Here is an 18774-nt window from a genome sequence, read left to right as displayed (position 1 = left end):
GCTGCCAACCCGGTCTCGATAACATACACGTTCCTGAACGGCAGAGTCGGCACATACTATAACGATTACGTGAAAGTAACGGGAGGCACGTCGCCGTTCACATGGACAAAGACAAGCGGCACAATTCCTAACGGCCTCAGCATGTATCGTTCAGGCAACTTCCTGTATCTCAAAGGCACTCCGACAAAAGCGGGTACGTATTCGTTCACCCTCAAGGTAAAGGACACGTATGGCAATACCACAACAAAGTCATTCACAATGATTATTGCTGCCAACCCGGTCTCGATAACATACACGTTCCTGAACGGCAGAGTCGGCACATACTATAACGATTACGTGAAAGTAACGGGAGGCTCATCGCCGTACACATGGACAAAGACAAGCGGCACACTTCCTTACGGGCTGAGCATGTACCGTTCAGGTAACTTCCTGTACCTCAGAGGCACTCCGACGATAGAAGGCACGTATTCATTCACGCTCAAGGTAAAGGACAAGTACGGCTATACCGACATAAAGTCGTTCTCATTGACAATTGGCAGCGGCTACTATTCGACATCCGATACAGGGAGCGCATCGCCCTCACAGGATACAACGTCAGACACCGGGCAGGCTGACTCGGTCGGCGAGACTCCGCAAATCCCCTCATCGCCCACAGATCAGACAGGTCTCGCAGGAACAGGCAACACCTCCGCCAATCTTTCGGCAGACCTCGAAATCGTCAGTGATGACATCCTCGAATCATATGATGACAGGGACAGCGATCTCGTGAAAGTCCGTGAGAATACTCCCGTCAGTTTCACCGTCAGCAACTGGGGCGCGAATGTCTCAGACATTACCGTTTACGTTGACGACAAGCCCGTGAACATCACAGTTTCAGACGAGGGGATATTCACTCTTCCTGCTGAAATGGTAACAGGGGACTTCAAGGTCAGCGCAAAAGCTCAGTCAGAAGCAGGCGAAATCGAAACCAACGAACTCTACATCATCACGGAGTAACATAACCGCAGATTTTTCCCTCTGGCCTCTCATGGCCGGGGGGATTTTTTGTGAGTTTTTTGCGCCGTGATATTATTTTCGTGAGGTGAAATCATTGAACAACATACGAAACTTTTGCATTATCGCCCATATAGATCACGGAAAATCTACCCTTGCCGACCGCCTTTTAGAGTCAACCGGCACAATCTCTTCACGCGAAATGAAAGCACAGATTCTTGACTCGCTGACTCTCGAACGCGAGCGCGGAATCACAATAAAGCTCGTCCCCGTCAGAATGGATTACACCGCCAAAGACGGACAGAAATATATCCTCAACCTTATAGACACTCCCGGCCATGTCGATTTTGCTTACGAGGTATCGCGCTCACTTGCCGCGTGTGAAGGCGCATTGCTCGTTGTTGACGCGACTCAGGGCGTGGAGGCTCAGACAGTCGCAAACGCATATCAGGCCATCGAGCAGGGACTCGAAATTCTCCCCGTCATCAACAAAATAGATCTCCCGTCAGCAAGACCCGACAGCGCAAAGCAGGAAATCTCCGATGTTGTCGGCCTCGACGCTTCAGACGCAGTACTCACCAGCGCGAAAACTGGCACGGGAGTCCCTGAGATATTAGAGCGTATTGTTACGGACATTCCCGCCCCCGCCGGAGACCCTCAAGCACCCTTGCAGGCTCTCATATTTGACTCTGTTTACGACAATTACCGCGGTGTAATATGCTATGTCCGAGTCGTGAACGGTACAATCAAAGCGGGACAAAATATTATGTTCATGGCCAACGGAATCACTTACCCCGTCAACGAGGCTGGAGTCTTCCGTCCCGGTTTCACACCCGTAAAGGAACTCACAGCAGGCGAGGTCGGCTACATTACCGCGAGCATTAAGACGCTTGCCGAAGCCCAAGTAGGCGACACAATCACGGACGCAGGCAACCCGGCGGACTCTCCCCTTCCCGGCTACAAGAAGGTGAAGAGCGTTGTTTTCTGCGGATTTTACCCCGTTGAACGCGACAATTACCCGCAACTGCGCGACGCATTGGAGAAATTATGCCTCAATGACTCCGCCGTAACATATGAGCCGGAAAGCTCAGAGGCACTCGGATTCGGATTCAGGTGCGGCTTTCTGGGACTGCTTCACATGGATGTTGTACGCGAAAGACTCAGGGAGGAATACGGAGTCGAGCTTGTCGCCACTGCACCGAACGTAATATATGAAGTCGTCAAATCCTCCGGGGATATTATCGAGGCTCATCGGCCTTCAGATTTCCCGGACCCGTCAGAGATTCAAGAGATTCGCGAGCCGTACATAAAGCTGTCTGTGTTCATGCCGTCGGAATTTACCGGGCGCGTAATGCAGTTAGTACAGGACAAGCGCGGGACGTACAAATCAATGGACTATATCACCCCCGAAAGAGTCCGGCTGGTTTACGAGATGCCATTGTCAGAATTTATTGTTGACTTTCACGACAAACTGAAATCGCAGACTAGGGGCTATGCGTCTCTCGACTATGAATTAATCGGGCTGAAGGCAAGCGACTTAGTTCGGGTTGACATTCTCGTGAACGGCGAGGCCGCTGACGCTTTCTCGTTCATTTGCCACAAGGACGCGGCATATAACCGGGGTCATGCTGTAGTAACAAAACTGAAGGAGCTAATCCCGTCTCAGTTGTTCGAAATTCCTATTCAGGCCTCAATAGGGCGACGGGTAATCGTCCGTGTAAACGTGAAGGCACTGCGTAAAGACGTGTTAGCGAAATGTTACGGCGGGGACATCACCCGTAAACGCAAGCTCCTAGAGAAACAAAAAGAGGGCAAGAAGCGCATGAAGCAGATCGGAAAAGTATCAATCCCTCAAGAGGCGTTCTTGGCGTTCATGCAGGTAGATACGGGCGAGAAATGACACAAAAAAACTGCCCTCCCATTTCCGGGAAGGCAGCACGAAAAATTTTCCCTGTTACTGCATGAGCCTCATTACGGACTGCGAGAGCTGGTTTGCCTGAGACAGCATTGACGCGCTTGACTGGTTGATGATTCTGAACTTCACCAAGTCCATCAACGATTTCGACATATCCGCGTCCCTGATTCTTGACTCCGCCCCGGTCATGTTCTCGTTCGTTACGGTCAATGTATTCATGTGATGCTCTAGGGCGTTCTGATATGTCCCTAGCTTTGACCGCTGGGAGGACACTATGCTTATAGCGCGGTCGATTGTGTCGATGGCATCGGCGGCTCGCTCATGATTCATTACGTTCACTGCTGATACGCCTATTGCGGCTGATGACATGTTGCCGATGTCGAGCGTGATTTCCTCGCCTTTATGTGTGCCTGTCTGAAATGTTACGTTGTTCCTTGCGATGTGGACGGTCGTTGAGTAGGTGTCATTTTCGGGGGTGAGGATAAAATTTTTCTCGACATCATTCCACACTGCTTTGACTCCCGACATTGCGCTGAACTCTATATCAACATTCTTATCGACAACCCCGGCTAGGATATTCCCGGAGGTCTTTACGTTCCTTGCCACTGTAGAATTGTCATGAGCGTTAAACACTGAGACGGTGTAATAGCTTTCTTCAGCATTCTTTACGGTGTTCAGTCCGAGAGCGTCAATCAATGCGCCGTAATCGCTCGTGAATGTAAGCTCGCCTGCCTTCCCCGGAACAAGCGACCGAATCAGGAACGTACCCTGCACAGTCTCAAGCCCCGCGCCGGATTCGTCAGGAGTCTCAACGAACGTAACAATATTATTGCCTTCTCCGCCCTCGATATATTTCCCCTGTCCGAGTCCGAATGCTATCGCGTCATTGAGCTTCTGCCGTACATCATTGAGCGTGTCAGTTCCCCTGAGCGTGATTTGAGTCTTTGCGCCGTCATTCTGCGTTATGCTTATGACCTGCGGCTGTTCGAGCATGAAAACGCCCTCTGAGTTCCAGAACGGCTCAAGGTCGCGGAGTTTTGTGTCGCCCAGCGCGATTTTCCCGATGTAGTTTGACGTGAAGGAGGCCATTTCCGTTGTCTGCTGTGATGTTATGTCAGAGACTCCCTCCGGAAGATTATCGGGGCTGAAATTGTCATCAAGCGAGAGAATAATATCCCCCTGGCTGACTTCACCGTTATTGCTGTTGAGGTAGAAATTCAGAAGGTGAACATCTTTGTTCTGCACTGAGCCGGATTTCAGGTTGTAATAGAGTTTGCTGTCATTGTAGGTCATATAGTCGTCCCAGCTTGAAGGCCATGAAGAGTCCTGAGTTCCGTTGACGTAAAGCGATGTATCCGCACGGCTTCCCCTCGGCCCCGCCCCGCTGACGCTGACGACAAACTTGTCGCCTATGTCGAGGTTATACAGATCCGGCAGGGACATTGTGAGATGATTATCATCCTCGCCGAGAAGGGAGCCTATTTCCGCCGAATTGCTGTCAGTCGTGAGGGTTATTGTTTTCGTGAATGTCTTGTTTTCTCCGTCAGCAGTGAGGACGCTTGAGACCGCAGAAAGTGAGAGCGTATTTTTCCCGGTTAATTCGTCCGTGTAATTCCCCGTAACCCGGAAAAGAATGCTTGCGTTGTTCTCGGCCATTGAGCTGTCGAAATATGACGATATTCCCTGCGACAGTTCACCGCCGACAGCAGGATTCCCGAAAAACCCCGTGAGACTCACATTCGCCGCGACTCCGGCCGACTCGAAATCCTCCGGGTAACCGTCATCCGCCGTCCCTGTTGTAGCTCCCTTAGCGTCTCCCTCAAGTGTAATATCAACCGCAACGGGAATGCTGTAGAGCTTGTGCGAGTCCGTAGTGATAGTGTAGTTTGTCCCTGAAACTGACCCCGTTATGCCGATTGTGTTGCTTCCGAATGTGAGACTTGCTTTTGCGTCAACAGCGTCTTTGATTTTCTGCGCGACTTCCTCCGCTGTAGTGCCGGACGGAACATCAATCTCTATTTTGTCCGTCCTCCTATACATTCGGTCATACTGGCTGTTATACGGCACTGCCCCGAAAGTCCCGACATCAACAAGATCATATCCCGAATTGTAATCGTGAAATGTCAGCGTTATTTTCTCCGGGACAACATTCTCATTGCCTTTAGTTACAGTGCCTGAAATTGTCGTTGCGTATGAGTTTGTGATTGTGCTTGTGCTTGAGCTTACAGAGCCTGTAACAGAACTGTTGTTTGATGATATGCTGCTGATGACCTCGCTGCTTGTGTTGGTGATTGTGGTAATGTAGTAGCTTGAGCCTTCAGACGTGCACGTAAGATACTGAGTTTTGCCGCCTATGCTGACTGATTTACCGTCAAGCTGACTGGCTATATACTGCGCGGCGTTCTGCGCTGACCCTGCCGGAATCGTGAGATTATATGTTCCTGTTGAGCCTCCGCGGTTTGTGAATGAAAATGTTACAGCCTGTGAGGACGACAAAGCACCGCTGATTGTCCCCTGCGAAATTGTGGTGTAAATAACGCTGTTTGCCGATGTGCTTGAGTTTGCCGAAAGAGTTGTTGACTTCTCAAGATAGATTTCTACGGAGCTGCTAATACTGCTGAGTCCCTTTGCGCCTTTCTCTGTGTAAACGGAATAAGTGCCGTCCCCGTTGTCTGAGACTTGGAGCGCGTATTCATTGCCGGCGATTTTGACGGTTTTCCCGTTGAGCTGATTCGATATTGCCGCGGCTACAAGCTCGTTTGTTGTGTCGGTGCTTTCGAGGTCAACAGAAAGACTCCCTTTATTGCCGTCTGAGTCCGTGAATGTAACAGTCATAGTTTCGGCGAATCCGCTTGTGTTTCCTTCTGTTACTGTTCCTGTGAGTTTGGAGTTGTAGAAAGTTTCCGCCGCTCCTCCTCCTGCTTTGGACGCTGAGACGGTGAAATTTCCGGGGGGCAGTCCGTTGACGGATAACGATTTGAATCCCTCTGAGCTGTTGAGCATGAGATTCGTTACTACATTGTCATGCTTAATCCTGAAGATGTTGGACTTCTGTACTTGCGCCTGTCCGGGAGTGGCTTTGATTTCGAGGCGGTAATTTCCTGCGTTCTGAATTGCCCCGCGTACGTAGCCTTTTGTCGCTGTGTCTGTTGATGTTACTGTTCCGCAGATACTTCCGTCAAGAACTTTGCGCTCGTTGAACTGCGTTGTGCTGGCTATGCGGTCGATGTGGGCTTTGATCTCTTCAATTTCGAGCTGTATATAGTGCCTGTCCTGGCTTGTGAGTGTGTCATTTGCCGCCTGAATCGCAAGCTCCCTCATCCGCTGAAGCATGGAATTTGTTTCGCCTAAAGCCCCTTCCGCCGTCTGAATGAGCGATATACCGTCCTGCGCGTTGTGTAATGCCCGGTCAAGTCCTGCCTTCTGTGCGCGGAGTCCCTCACTGATAGCGAGTCCGGCTGCGTCATCGGCTGCTGAGTTTACGCGGAGTCCTGTCGAAAGCTGGCGCATTACCGAGTCTATTGCGGTGTTACTTTTTGTGAATGCGTTGAAGGCCGCTAGGGCTGACATGTTTGTGTTGACTCTCATGGCATATTACCCCCGTAAGTGCGGCATGAAATTTTCTGCATGATACAACCTCCCTGTGATAAGCAGATATACTCCTACAGCGAATATCGGAGTCGGCCATGTACCAATTTATTCGCCCGGCAAAAATCGGAATGTGCTATAATTTGCTCAGTCAAACAAAAATTATACTCACGGCAGAAAATCATGACAGGAAAAAACGCGGACATCATCAGGAAATTTATGGAATACATCAAGAATGCTGACACCGAAAATTTCATGCGGGGAATGTTTTATTGTTTCTGCGCTCCAACTATCAAAGGGATAAAAGCCTCGACGCTGATAAATTTCCGGCGCAGAAAAGGCGAGAATATCCGGGAAATTTGGAGGCTTCACGCTGACGAATGGCTTTCACCTTCCGGGCTTGAGTGGATTACGCTCGGCGACTCTTCCGTGAATGACAGTGCGCTTGTCCTGGTCTACAGGCGCGGGCTACTCGCTAAGGCTCTTGGGTGCGACAAGGCATGTCATATCCTCAAATCCTGCGGCTATCCCCTTCATGATGTCGATGCCTGCCTCGAATGCCTCAGAGGAAAATTCTGTCATGACTTCCCGCACGAGATTGGACTCTTCCTCGATTACCCGCCCGATGATGTCAGGGGATTCATGGAGGACAGGAACGCGCAGAATTTAGCCTGCCCGGGATATTGGAAGGTCTACGGAAACCCGGAAGAGGCAAGAAAAATTTTCAGCGAGTACAGAAAAGCAGAGTGCGAAGCCGCCCTGATGATAATGTCGGGGCGTTCAGCAATATAAATCATGGAGGCTGTATCAATGGCAAAAGTTTTAATCGTCTACGTAACAACAACAGGAAACACCGGGAAAATGGCGGAAATCATCGCCGAGTCAGCAAAAGCTGCAGGGGCTGACGTAACCTGCAAGACAGTCGGGGAAGCGTCAGTGTCAGAAATCGCAGGGTATGACGTTATCGCGCTGGGTTCTCCGGCAATGGGCGCGGAAGTAATCGAGGAGGCCGAAATGGAGCCGTTCTTCACGGAGGCCGCTGGGAGTCTCTCAGGGAAGAAAGTCGCCCTCTTCGGGTCATATGACTGGGGCGACGGGGAATGGCTCAGGACATGGGAAGACCGCTGCAAGGACGCAGGCGCGAATGTCATCGCTACCGTGAAAGCTCATCTTGAGCCGGATGATGACGCTACAGCCGAGTGCAAAGAGTTCGGCGCAAAATTGGCGTAACAGAAATTTCACACTGCCCCGGAATTTCGCTGACTCCTTTTGCCGGGGCAGGCTTCCTTTCTCACTTTCTCCCCTTCACCCAGCGCAAGCCCCATGAATATGCCGCGTCCATCTCTGAATGTCCGGGGAAAAATCGTATCAGCTTCTCCACCGTGAATGAGTCGCCGCTCTCGTTCTCAAGCATGGCAATGGCGCACATTCCCTCGGAGGTGTTGTACTCGTCAAGCCTCACGACAACATCAGGGTTGCCGGGACATTTCACCGTTGCGACTCCGTTTGCGTCCTGCCAGTTCGCTATACCCTCGTAAATGAACGTGTATATGAGAATGCGCTTGAACCGGGAAATTTCCGCGCTGTTTACACGGAGATTTTCACCCCCGGCAGTGTCCCCGGTTCTGTCGTCAGCGTCAAGCGAAATATACGGGTACGCCTCAAGATTTCCGAAATTCCCGCCCAGTGCCTGAACAGATCCCTTCCTGCCGTCTTTCAGCTCGTACAGGCAGCCTAAATCTAAATCTATTGCGCCGTCCTTCTTGGAGAAAATAGACATAAGCCGCTTCCGTTCGCTGCCCCTGTTCCAATTGAGATTGATTATTATCTCGCCGGGACTGTCGGAAGATTTCACGAGGCTGACTTTCTGATGCTTTTCGAGGATTACGGGCTTCATGGCCGGGACTGGCTCCGCTTCTCCGCCGTAGCTCTTCAGGAGTTCAGGAAGCCCCCCGTTGAAGCCGGACGCTACAGCATTCACCCGCCAGCCGTCTTTGCGGTAAATCTCCGCGCTGATTATAGCCCGCTCGCTGTGGAAGTCCCCGCCGTCAAGCGTCATATACAGCTCTTCCCCTCCGCCGGAAATCCTCAGAGTGTGGGACGCAATTTCGCTCATTGTTCCGTCTCCGTCAATGCTCGCCGTGAATACAAGTTTTGCGACTTTTGCCGGGAGTCTCGCAAGGTCAGCCGTAAAACTCGCGCCGCTGTCTGAAGGCGTGTACGTGATTTCATGGCCGGGCGATTCGGGCTGATTGTAGAATATCATGTACCTGTCATCCGATAATTTTCCGTCAGCGTCAACGCCGAAACACGAGAAATCATAGACCGCGTTCCCGGAAATATTCATGTCAACCGTTATAATGTCCGCAGGAATTTTCCCCCTGTAGCCGCGCACCATTTCCATAATATTCACCCCTGCTAAAATGTACGAAATAATAATCACAGTATACATGAAAGGAAAAATGACTTGGAGACAACATCAGCAGGATACATCCCTAACAATATAACAGATTCAGCGGAACGCACCCCCGGCGGCGGCGTTATATCAATCAGAGGCGCAAGAGAACACAACCTCAAGAATATAGACATTGACATTCAGCGCGGAAAGTTCACCGTAATCACCGGGCCTTCAGGTTCGGGGAAATCATCGCTTGCGTTCGATACGTTATACGCGGAAGGCCAGCGGAGATATGTTGAGTCATTGTCGGCGTATGCCCGTCAGTTTCTCGGAGTGCAGAAGAAGCCCGACGCTGATGAAATTTCCGGCTTGTCCCCGGCCATCTCAATCGAACAGAAAGGTACAGGCCACAATCCCCGCTCCACTGTCGGAACTGTAACAGAAATTTACGACTACTTCCGGCTGCTTTTCGGGCGAATCGGAATCCCTCACTGCCCTAAATGCGGAAAACCCGTTCAGCGTCATTCCATCGACGAAATTTTAGGCTACATTCTGAGTCATGAAGACGGGCTGAAGACCGAAATATTTTCCCCAGTTGTGAGAGGCAAGAAGGGCGAATTTCGGAATCTCTTCAGCAGTATACGCGAGAAAGGATACACGCGTGCAAGGGTTGACGGGGTAACATATTATCTTGAGGAAGAAATATCGCTCGACAAAAACAAGCGGCATAATATAGAAATTGTTGTTGACCGCCTCAAAGTCTCACCCGAAAAACGCACACGCCTGGCCGAAAGCACCGAGTCAGCCCTCAAACTTTCAGGGGGATTCGTTACGGTTCACCCGGAAGGCCGAGAGGAGTACACGATGACCGAGAATTATTCCTGCCCTGACTGCGAAATAGGTATGCCGGAAATTGAGCCGCGCTTGTTCTCGTTCAACAATCCCGCAGGGGCGTGTCCTGACTGCGGGGGGCTTGGGAGTCATGAACATTTTTCCCGTGAGCTTGCCATTGACCCAGAGCGGTCTGTGTTGGACGGTGCTATTATCCCGTGGAAGTCAAAACCGTATTCAATCACAAAATTAAACATGTTCGCGGAAAAACACGGCTGGGATTTGTCGGTGAAGTGGAAAGACTTAGCCCCGGAGATTCAAGACTTTATTTGGAACGGCTCAGGCGATGAGAAGATACCCATGATATTTGATGAGAAAGGAATCGCACGGCCTTACATGGGACGCTTTGAGGGCGTTACGGGATGGCTTGAGGCAAAATTGAAGTGGTTTGCCGACAATGAGAACGTAGCGGAGGAAGTAGCGTTATACCGCGAGGAGGATGTCTGCAAAACCTGCGGGGGACTCCGTCTCAGAAAAGAGGCTCTGAATGTCAAAGTCGCCGGATATGGTATCGGTGATTTCCTCGTAATGCCCGCCGAAAATCTCGTGAACGTCATGAAGTCCCTGAAGCTGACAGACTCGGAGTCGTCCATTGTCGCGCAGGTAATGCCGGAAATCATACGGAGGCTGCAATTCTTGTGCGATGTGGGAGTCGGCTACCTGTCGTTATTGCGCCGGGCTGATACTCTTTCAGGCGGTGAGACTCAGCGGATAAGGCTTGCGACTCAAATCGGCTCCAACCTCAGCGGAGTGCTGTACGTCCTCGATGAGCCTACAATAGGACTTCACCCGCGGGACACCGAGAAATTGATACGCTCCCTAAAATCGATTCAGGCACTCGGAAATACCGTTGTTGTTGTCGAGCATGACCGGGAAATGATGCAGTCAGCCGATGACCTCATAGAGCTTGGCCCGGAAGCGGGGACTAACGGCGGGGAAATTCTCTGCGCGGGAAGCTATGATGAGATTTTGCGGTCTGACGGAAAAACGGGGAAATATCTCCGCGGCGAGGAGTGCGGGATTGTCATGCGCGAGTCTCGGCGGAGTCCGTCAGGCTGGGTTCACGTGAGGGGGGCGGCTCATAACAACCTGAAGAATATTGACGTTGACATTCCTGCGGGCGTTTTCGCGTGTATTTCGGGCGTTTCGGGTTCTGGGAAAAGCAGCTTTCTCTATGATGTGCTGTACAAGGGTATGCGGCGAATCCTCGATAAGGATTTCAGAGAAAGGCCGGGAAAATTTCGGGCGATTGAAGGAGCTGACATTTTCGGGAATATTATCCTTGTCGATCAGAGTCCAATAGGGAGAACTCCACGCTCTAATCCCGCAACGTATACAGGAGTCTTCACGATGATACGGGAATTTTTCGCCGGGCTTCCTGAGTCAAAGATACGGGGATGGAACGCCGGAAGATTTTCATTCAACGTAAAGGGCGGACGCTGTGAGTCATGCGGGGGCGCAGGGAGCGTGAAAACGTCAATGCTATTCCTTCCTGACATATATTCTGACTGCGAGATATGCGGGGGGACTCGCTACAATCACGAAACGTTAGAGGTACGATTCAAGGGGAAGAATATCGCGGACGTATTGCGGATGACGGTAGACGAGGCTGGGGAATTTTTCCGGGACATTCCGAAAATTTCGGGCAAGCTCAGACTCATTCATGACGCGGGACTCGGCTATATCGGGCTGGGTCAGTCAGCATTGACTCTTTCAGGGGGGGAGGCGCAGCGCGTGAAGCTGGCCAAAGAGCTGTCAAAGAAATTCACCGGGCGGACTCTGTATCTTCTCGATGAGCCTACAACGGGATTGTATTACACGGACGTGCGGAAACTGCTTGAGATTGTTCACAGGCTTGTTGACGGGGGAAGCACAGTAATATTCATTGAGCATAATTTAGACGTTCTCATGTCGGCGGATTATATTGTTGATCTTGGGCCGGAAGGCGGCGAAAGGGGCGGCCATGTCGTAGCGTCAGGAACGCCGGAAGAGATTATAGCCGGGAATGAGGGGTATACGTCAAAATTCCTGCGGGAATATTCTGCTGTGTGCTAAAATTGCGGAGGCCATGCCGGAAGCGTCAGTGTATCTTGCGTGCAAATATACACTGCTTGAAGAAGCTATCAGGGATTCTGGTATCGACCTCTCACAGCGCTTCTCTGTCGGCGATAAGCCTCGTGATTGCACAGTATGTTAGGGAACAGAATGTCAATGGAAAATCTTTACGGAGAAAAGGTTTAGAATAAAATTCTCAGCAGGTTATTCACTAGAGCAGAAATCGCATGGGGTCTTTCAGATATTTCTAGGTCGATAGGGCCGATGATTGATTTAATTTTTATAAGTCAATTTATCGGCATAAACGGCGTAACGGTTATGGGCTATGTTGCACCATTGATAATGTTGCTGGGCTTTATAGGAACTAATGTAGCTAATGGAGCGCGAGTCAAGACTGCACCTTTTCTTGGAGCCGGAAACCTTCCCGAAGCCAACCGAATTTTTTCAAACGCCGTTATTCTGGGAGGCTTTATATCACTTTCAACAGCACTTCTTATTGCGGTGTTCTCCGACGGTGTATGTTTTCTTCTCGGAGTAAGAGACTATGATATTCTAGAAATGACCCGCCAATATATTTTCGGCTATATTGTCGGCCTGCCATTTTTGACGCTTGCAGCAATTCTTACGCCTTATCTTGAACTCGAAGGGCAGTATAAGCGAGTTGTTGTCGGTGCTTTCACGATGACGGTCATAGACATTGCCGCCGATGCCTTTGTAATTTTTGTTCTTCATGGCGGGATGTTTGGGCTTGGTCTTGCAACTTCTCTTAGCTATTTCATTTCTTTCTCGGTTGAGGCATCATTTTTCTTCAAGAGTGTCTCAAGTTTTCATCTTTCCGCTAAGGGAGTCAGCTATAAAATTTGTCTTGACATGATAAAGCTCGGCTCACCTTCCGGGGTTTACAGGGGAAGCAGTGCATTAGGCGGTATGATGATAAATAATTTGCTTACTTCTCTTCATACGCCCTATCTTGTCGCAGCTTACGGAGTCTTTGCACAGATTACAGTTTATATTCGTGCGGCGTGGTCAGCTACGGCATCAAATCTTCTCAACTTTTCTGGAATTTTTATCGGAATCGGAGAAGAGGACAAAGGTTCGCTCAAAGAAGTACAAAAAATTGCCTTAGTTCATGCATTAATTAATTCAAGTGCCGTAGCAGTTTTGTTTTTTGTTTTTGCGGATTCTCTTGCGAAAATTTTCATGAAGTCCAGCGACCCTGCTGCGCTGTCAATGGCGGTTGAGTGTATACGGGTTTCGTGTTTTTCTCTTCCATTCCGCACAATTGTAGATAACTTTGGCATGTATCTGACGGCGATAAAACGAATACGCTTTTGTAATCTCTACACCTTTCTGCTTGAATGTGGAGATATTGTGCCGATTACATTTTTGCTTTTGAATGTTATGGGCTATCATGGTGCTTGGGTTGCAAAAGTTATTCACATGTTAGTTATGAGTCTAATCGCAATAATTTATGTCTACATGAACAAAGAGGCTGAAGATTTTCGAGATAAAATGCTGCTGCTGCCAAAAAGTTTTGGCATGTCGCCTGAAATTCTCAGTTATAGCCCATTCTGAAAAGGAAATTGAAGAACTTTCACGAATAGGAATAGTCTTCGCAATGGAACATGAAGCCGATGAAAAACGCGCCCGGAACTTTGGACTAATAATCGAAGAGCTGGGAATACTTTTAGCTGAACATGGTTTTAGTGATGGGAAGCCTCACACTATTAATGTGCGACTTGTAGCAATGAACAAAGATTTAATAATTCGTATGCGTGATGACTGTAAACCGTTAAATATCAAAGAGTATTATAAATTTCTTAGCACCATTAAAGAAAAAGTTGGGCTTTCTATTATTTTGAAAATGTCTAAAGAAGTTATTTACACGCCGACCTTTGGAGCGAATAATTTGATATTGAAAATTTAGACATAGGACGTTATGAACCTTCCAAGAAACAAAGCAGTGTGAAATACACAAGAATAATCCGAAATCTATATTTCGATGGAAAGATTCTAGATAGTGTCGTCAATTTGAGAAAAAGATGGCACAAGATTTCAGACGGCACGATTTTTCCGACAGGATGTGGGCATTGCTTGAGTCATATCTTCCGGGCAGAAAAGAGTCATCGGGGCGTAATGCAAAAGATAACAGGCTCTTTGTTGCGTTCGCTTCTTTTCTGTTACCGCTCAGAATTGCGGAAGCTATGCCGGAAGCGTCAGTGTATCTTGCCTGCAAATATACCCAGCTCGAATATGACAGGGGAAATTTTGTTACAGAAACATAATCAGCCTACGAAATGCAGCTTGAGTATGACAGAAATTCCCAAACATCAATGGAGCAGGAAATATCAGCCTTCAGCAAAAAACAGATCATAACACAGGAGCAGGCAGTGAAGGAAATCCAGCAGATGACAGACAACGGAATACTTCCCGGCTATATTCTCGAAAAAGGTCAGTACACGTACAATCCCGAAATCAACAGCGCGTACATCATCAGGAACACCAGCATACCCTCACAGCCCAGCAAGGACGCGAGAGTCGTAACGGAGCTTTACGCCTCAGAATACAATCCCAACATAGCGGAGAACGCATATAATTATCTCGGAGAATGGACAAGCCCGCAGGGTGAAAGCTGGGTGATCTCCGGGAGGGCTTTTTTTCTGACTCACCCCGCAAATATTCAGGCATGGTAGAATAGCGGCATCCATTAATCAGGAGGATTGAACATGAAAATCAAAGTGTCAGCAACAATTATTCTTGCTTTAGTCCTTATATCGCCCAAAGCCGAGGCCATGCCGGAAGCATTCCCAATGCTGGCCGATCTCTACTGCACATACGCGCCCGACGGGGCAGCATTCTCCGAAAATCTCGCGTCATATCTCGCAGGTAGAAGCACAAACCGCTCTTTCTCCGCTGGAATCCAGAAGGAAATATCAGCCCTCAAAAGCCGAAAGCCCTTCACCCAAGACTCAGCCCTCGCCGAAATCAAAGCTATGGTCAAAAGCGAAAAGCTCCCCGCCTACATCACAGGCAAAGGAACATACAAATACATCCCCGGCATAAACGCCGTAATCCCTTCCGAGAATGTCCGCCTACGCTCACAGCCAAACACAAGCGCAAACATCATTGCTACCCTCAAAGCAGGCAGCAGGAAAGGCAAAACCTATAACCCCCCGGAAATTTCTGACTACCTCGGCGAATGGACTAACCCTAACGGGCAGAGATGGATACTCGTCAATTACAGGCCGGGACTCACAGCCAAAGCTGAAGAGAAAAAATTAGGCTGGATTCACAGCGATTACGCAAAATTTGTTACTGATGACGACATCATGAAGGCCGCCAATGTCTTTGAGAATATCGGAAAATATCTCAGGGCAGGAAATGTTGACGCTGTATCGCCTGAGACTCTTCTGCGCGTTTACGTGGGAAATCCCTTCAAGGCCGAGAAACAGTACAAGGGCAAAATTGTCCGCCTCAACGGGGAAATCACCGGGATTAAGACTGAAGACGGTATGCCCGCCGTTGAGTTCGACATATATTTTTCTGACCTGAATCAAAGGGCGGTGGCTGTGTGCTTCATTCCGCGTAATGATCCGTTATTGTCGGTCATTGAGACGGGAAAGAACATCACGGTTCAGGGGTATGTCGAAAAAGTTGACACAGAATTATGGAACAAGGCATTCAGTATTACCGAGTGTAAGATAATATCAGCGAATTAACATTCAGGAGGCAAAAATTTTCATGGCAGACTATGAAGTGAAAGATTTGGCACTGGCTGAACATGGCCGGAACAAAATCAAATGGGCGTGGCAGTATATGCCCTCATTGCAGTTCAGCTACAACAAGTACAGAGACTCACAGCCCTTCAAAGGAGCGACAATAGCTGCCTGCCTTCACCTTGAGGCAAAGACAGCAAATCTCCTCATTACCCTGCGCAAGCTCGGAGCAAGAGTCGCCGCCTGCGGAAGCAATCCCCTTTCAACGCAGGATGACATCTGCGCCGCGCTCGCGGAAGAAGGAGTCAACGTCTACAGCCGCCGCGGAATGTCAACAGATGAGTATTTCGGCTACGTCCGCAAAGTTTTGGCCTATAAGCCGAATGTAATTGTCGATGACGGAGCAGACCTAGTAGCGACAGTACATCAGGAATTTCCCGAACTTATCCCCGGCATTCTCGGAGGCTCTGAGGAAACTACATCAGGCGTGAAACGGTTAAAAGCCATGAACGCGCAGGGGGTATTGAAGTTCCCGATGATAGCGGTGAATGACGCACTCAGCAAATATTTATTCGATAACCGTTACGGAACCGGCCAATCTGTTTGGGACGGCTTCATACGCACAACAAATATGATTGTCGCGGGGAAAACTGTCGTTGTTGTCGGTTACGGCTGGTGCGGGCGCGGTGTTGCAATGAGAGCCGCAGGAATGGGCGCGCATGTAGTCGTTACTGAGGTTGACCCGCATAAAGCATGTGAGGCACTTATGGACGGATTCCGCGTGATGAGCATGGAGAAAGCCGCGGAGATAGGCGATATATTTTTGACGCTGACGGGAAATATTCACGTCATACGCCGGGAGCATATCATGAGAATGAAGAACGGAGTCGTTCTCGGCAACGCGGGACATTTTGACGTTGAAATCAGCAAGCCGGATCTCTCAGCATTGGCAGATCACGTTGAACACCTCCGCGACAATATCGACACATACGTGATGAGGGACGGACGGCGGATTAACCTTCTCGGCGAGGGAAGACTCACTAACCTTGCCTGCGCTGACGGCCATCCCATTGAGATTATGGATCTCAGCTTTACGTTACAGCTTGAGGCAGCACTCCACATTTACCAGCGGAAACTGACAGCAGAGCCGGGAATTTACCCTGTTCCGGCGGAAACAGACAGGGCAGTGATGGAGTCAAAACTTTCGGCGTTAGGGATTGAGATTGACACAATGACCCCGGAGCAAATCGAGTACATGAAAAGCTGGCAGGAGTAATTGAGAGATGGCTACACTGTTCAAAGACGTATACATTATTGACGGCTCGCGGGAAAAAGCAGAGCGGGTACATATTCTTGTCTCAAAAGGAAGAATCGCAGAAATAATTGACGCAGGGAAGACTCCCCCGTCAGCAGACAAAATAGTCTCAGGGCGCGGAAAAATGGCGGTCATTCCCGGATTCGTAAACGCACACACACACGCGGCCATGACGTTACTGCGGGGCCTCGGCGAGGAAGCTCCGTTAATGGAGTGGCTGCAAAATAAAATCTGGCCTGTTGAGGCGAAATTAACGCCGGACTATATCTACTGGGGAACGCTGTCGGCCATGCTTGAGATGTTAGCGACCGGGACAACGTGCTTTGCTGATATGTATTTCGAGATGGAGAGAGTCGCGGAGGCTGTATTAGGCGCGGGAATGAAGGCGGCACTTTGCAGGGGATTAACGGCGGGCGAACCGGGAAAAATTGAGCGTTCGTTGCAGAATAATATTGACCTTGCGGAAAAGTATCACGGCAGGGAAGGACTCATCACGATACAGATAGGCCCCCATGCCCCGTACACAGTCCCTATTGAGGCCATGAGGAAAATTTCGGAGGCAGCGAAGTCTCACGGACTCGGCGTACATTTTCACTTCCTCGAAACGAAAGGCGAGCGCGATAATTTAGGCGTTGATCCCGTGAAATATCTTAGCGATTCGGGATTGCTCGATGTACCGTATTTGACGCTGGCACATGCCGTATACCTTGATACTAAATCAGAGCTTCCCGGAAATGTTACGCTGCTTCATTGCCCTTGCAGCAACCTCAAGTTAGGCAGCGGGATTATGCCGTTACCCTCATGGCTTGAGCGGGGATTCCCTGTTGCGCTTGGGACTGACGGAGCGTCGAGCAACAATCAGCTTGACATGTGGAATGAAATGAGGACGGCGGCACTTCTCCACAAGGGCGTAGAAATGAATCCCGTATGCGTTACGGCTCTTGAGGCTCTGAGGATGGCAACGTACGAGGGTGCGAGGGCTTACGGCTTCTCGCAGAAAGGAATGATCCGCGAGGGCTGGTACGCTGATTTAGTGCTTGTGAATCTCGACAGACCGCACTATATCGGAGTGAACGAGGAGAATTTAGCGGCGTACTTGGTGTATGCGGGAAGCTCTGCGGACGTTGCCGGGACAATGGTAAACGGGAAATGGCTGTACAGGAACGGAGAATATCCCACGCTTGACCGTGAAGAGATCATGCAGAAGGCGCGGGAGGCAAGAGACGCGATAACGAGATAAATTAATCCCTCGTCTAAAAGAAGGCGGGGGAATTTTTTGCGCTTCACGATAATTTTCGGGTCTGTCAAGTAAACTGTGTATGAGATTTTTCTATGACACTTTCGGGAAACGGTCTGCGTATCTCACATAGAAGTGACTTAATGCTTTTGACCAGTTGCTTATCGGCATTGTCCACTTCTGGGATGCTTTTGATACCGCTATCCATACCAGTTTCACCGCACTCTCATCGCTCCCTAGTATCCGTTTCGTTTTCATGCGGCTTCTTATTACTCCGTTGAGCGACTCGATCGTGTTGGTCGTATATATCACTCGTCTTATCTCCGCCGGGTACGTGAAGATTGTTATTATGTTCTCCCAGTTACGTTCCCAAAGCGAGTAGATTGCTGGCGACTTCTCGTTCCACTTTTCGCCCAGTCTGAGCAAGGCTGCTTCTGCGCCCTCCAACGTCCCGGCATGGTAGATTTCCTTCAAATCTCGCGCTAATTCCTTGCGGTATTTATACGATACGTATTTCAAGCTGCTCCGAACAAGATGAACTATACACAGCTGAATATCCGATTTGGGGAACACCCCTTTTATCGCATCTGGAAATCCTGTTAGGCCGTCCACGCAGAACACAAATACGTCTTTTACTCCTCTGTTGTTCAATTCTGTGAGTACCTG

Annotated in this window: 15 protein-coding genes; 12 read left to right on the top strand and 3 right to left on the bottom strand. The window is 49.5% G+C overall.

Annotated elements, in window-relative coordinates; translation table 11 throughout:
* Both IKQ95_03340 and lepA read left to right on the top strand, forming a co-directional pair.
* Positions 1–996 (top strand): hypothetical protein (locus tag IKQ95_03340; protein MBR4195728.1); only part of this gene is annotated, 996 nt, incomplete at its 5' end.
* Between the two features lie 85 nt (positions 997–1081).
* The gene (gene lepA, locus IKQ95_03335) at positions 1082–2893 is read left to right on the top strand and encodes a translation elongation factor 4 (GenBank protein ID MBR4195727.1); all 1812 of its coding nucleotides are present in this window, start codon (positions 1082–1084) and stop codon (positions 2891–2893) included.
* Between the two features lie 54 nt (positions 2894–2947).
* On the opposite strand, the gene IKQ95_03330 is transcribed toward lepA, so the two are convergent.
* Positions 2948–6496 (bottom strand): hypothetical protein, encoded by a 3549-nt coding sequence (locus IKQ95_03330; protein MBR4195726.1) that lies wholly within the window; start codon positions 6494–6496, stop codon positions 2948–2950.
* A 183-nt stretch (positions 6497–6679) separates the two neighbouring features.
* Between IKQ95_03330 and IKQ95_03325 the strand changes: the two genes are divergently transcribed.
* Together IKQ95_03325 and IKQ95_03320 are read left to right on the top strand one after the other, a co-directional pair.
* Positions 6680–7288, top strand: coding sequence for a DUF3793 family protein (locus tag IKQ95_03325; GenBank protein ID MBR4195725.1), 609 nt, complete (start codon positions 6680–6682; stop codon positions 7286–7288).
* Positions 7289–7306: 18 nt separating this feature from the next.
* Positions 7307–7726, top strand: a complete 420-nt coding sequence (locus IKQ95_03320; GenBank protein MBR4195724.1) for a flavodoxin — start codon at positions 7307–7309, stop codon at positions 7724–7726.
* Between the two features lie 61 nt (positions 7727–7787).
* Here the strand turns inward: IKQ95_03320 and IKQ95_03315 are convergent, their stop codons facing one another.
* Positions 7788–8900 carry a TerD family protein gene (locus tag IKQ95_03315; protein ID MBR4195723.1) on the bottom strand — a complete coding sequence of 371 codons (1113 nt, stop codon included), beginning with the start codon at positions 8898–8900 and terminating at the stop codon, positions 7788–7790.
* Positions 8901–9038: 138 nt separating this feature from the next.
* On the opposite strand from IKQ95_03315, the gene uvrA reads away from it, so the two are divergent.
* The 8 genes from uvrA to IKQ95_03275 all read left to right on the top strand — a co-directional run bounded on the left by uvrA (position 9039) and on the right by IKQ95_03275 (position 18111).
* Complete coding sequence (gene uvrA / locus IKQ95_03310; protein MBR4195722.1) at positions 9039–11840, top strand: excinuclease ABC subunit UvrA; 2802 nt, start codon at positions 9039–9041, stop codon at positions 11838–11840.
* Between the two features lie 264 nt (positions 11841–12104).
* The gene (locus tag IKQ95_03305) at positions 12105–13415 is read left to right on the top strand and encodes a hypothetical protein (protein ID MBR4195721.1); all 1311 of its coding nucleotides are present in this window, start codon (positions 12105–12107) and stop codon (positions 13413–13415) included.
* 43 nt (positions 13416–13458) lie between these two features.
* Positions 13459–13767 (top strand): hypothetical protein, encoded by a 309-nt coding sequence (locus tag IKQ95_03300; protein ID MBR4195720.1) that lies wholly within the window; start codon positions 13459–13461, stop codon positions 13765–13767.
* Positions 13768–13882: 115 nt separating this feature from the next.
* The gene (locus tag IKQ95_03295) at positions 13883–14125 is read left to right on the top strand and encodes a hypothetical protein (GenBank protein ID MBR4195719.1); all 243 of its coding nucleotides are present in this window, start codon (positions 13883–13885) and stop codon (positions 14123–14125) included.
* Positions 14126–14137: 12 nt separating this feature from the next.
* On the top strand, positions 14138–14533 hold the full coding sequence (locus tag IKQ95_03290; protein ID MBR4195718.1) for a hypothetical protein: 396 nt from the start codon (positions 14138–14140) through the stop codon (positions 14531–14533).
* A gap of 33 nt (positions 14534–14566) precedes the next feature.
* The gene (locus IKQ95_03285; protein ID MBR4195717.1) at positions 14567–15559 is read left to right on the top strand and encodes a hypothetical protein; all 993 of its coding nucleotides are present in this window, start codon (positions 14567–14569) and stop codon (positions 15557–15559) included.
* A 22-nt stretch (positions 15560–15581) separates the two neighbouring features.
* Positions 15582–16832 carry an adenosylhomocysteinase gene (locus IKQ95_03280; GenBank protein MBR4195716.1) on the top strand — a complete coding sequence of 417 codons (1251 nt, stop codon included), beginning with the start codon at positions 15582–15584 and terminating at the stop codon, positions 16830–16832.
* A 7-nt stretch (positions 16833–16839) separates the two neighbouring features.
* Positions 16840–18111, top strand: coding sequence for an amidohydrolase (locus IKQ95_03275; protein MBR4195715.1), 1272 nt, complete (start codon positions 16840–16842; stop codon positions 18109–18111).
* 90 nt (positions 18112–18201) lie between these two features.
* Here the strand turns inward: IKQ95_03275 and IKQ95_03270 are convergent.
* On the bottom strand, positions 18202–18774 hold a 573-nt coding region (locus IKQ95_03270; GenBank protein MBR4195714.1), incomplete at its 5' end, for a transposase.

The sequence above is a fragment of the Synergistaceae bacterium genome (assembly GCA_017540085.1).
Lineage (GTDB): Bacteria > Synergistota > Synergistia > Synergistales > Aminobacteriaceae > JAFUXM01.
The sequence above is the reverse complement of the archived record's forward strand: the minus strand, read 5'-3'. Positions and strand labels throughout refer to the sequence as shown.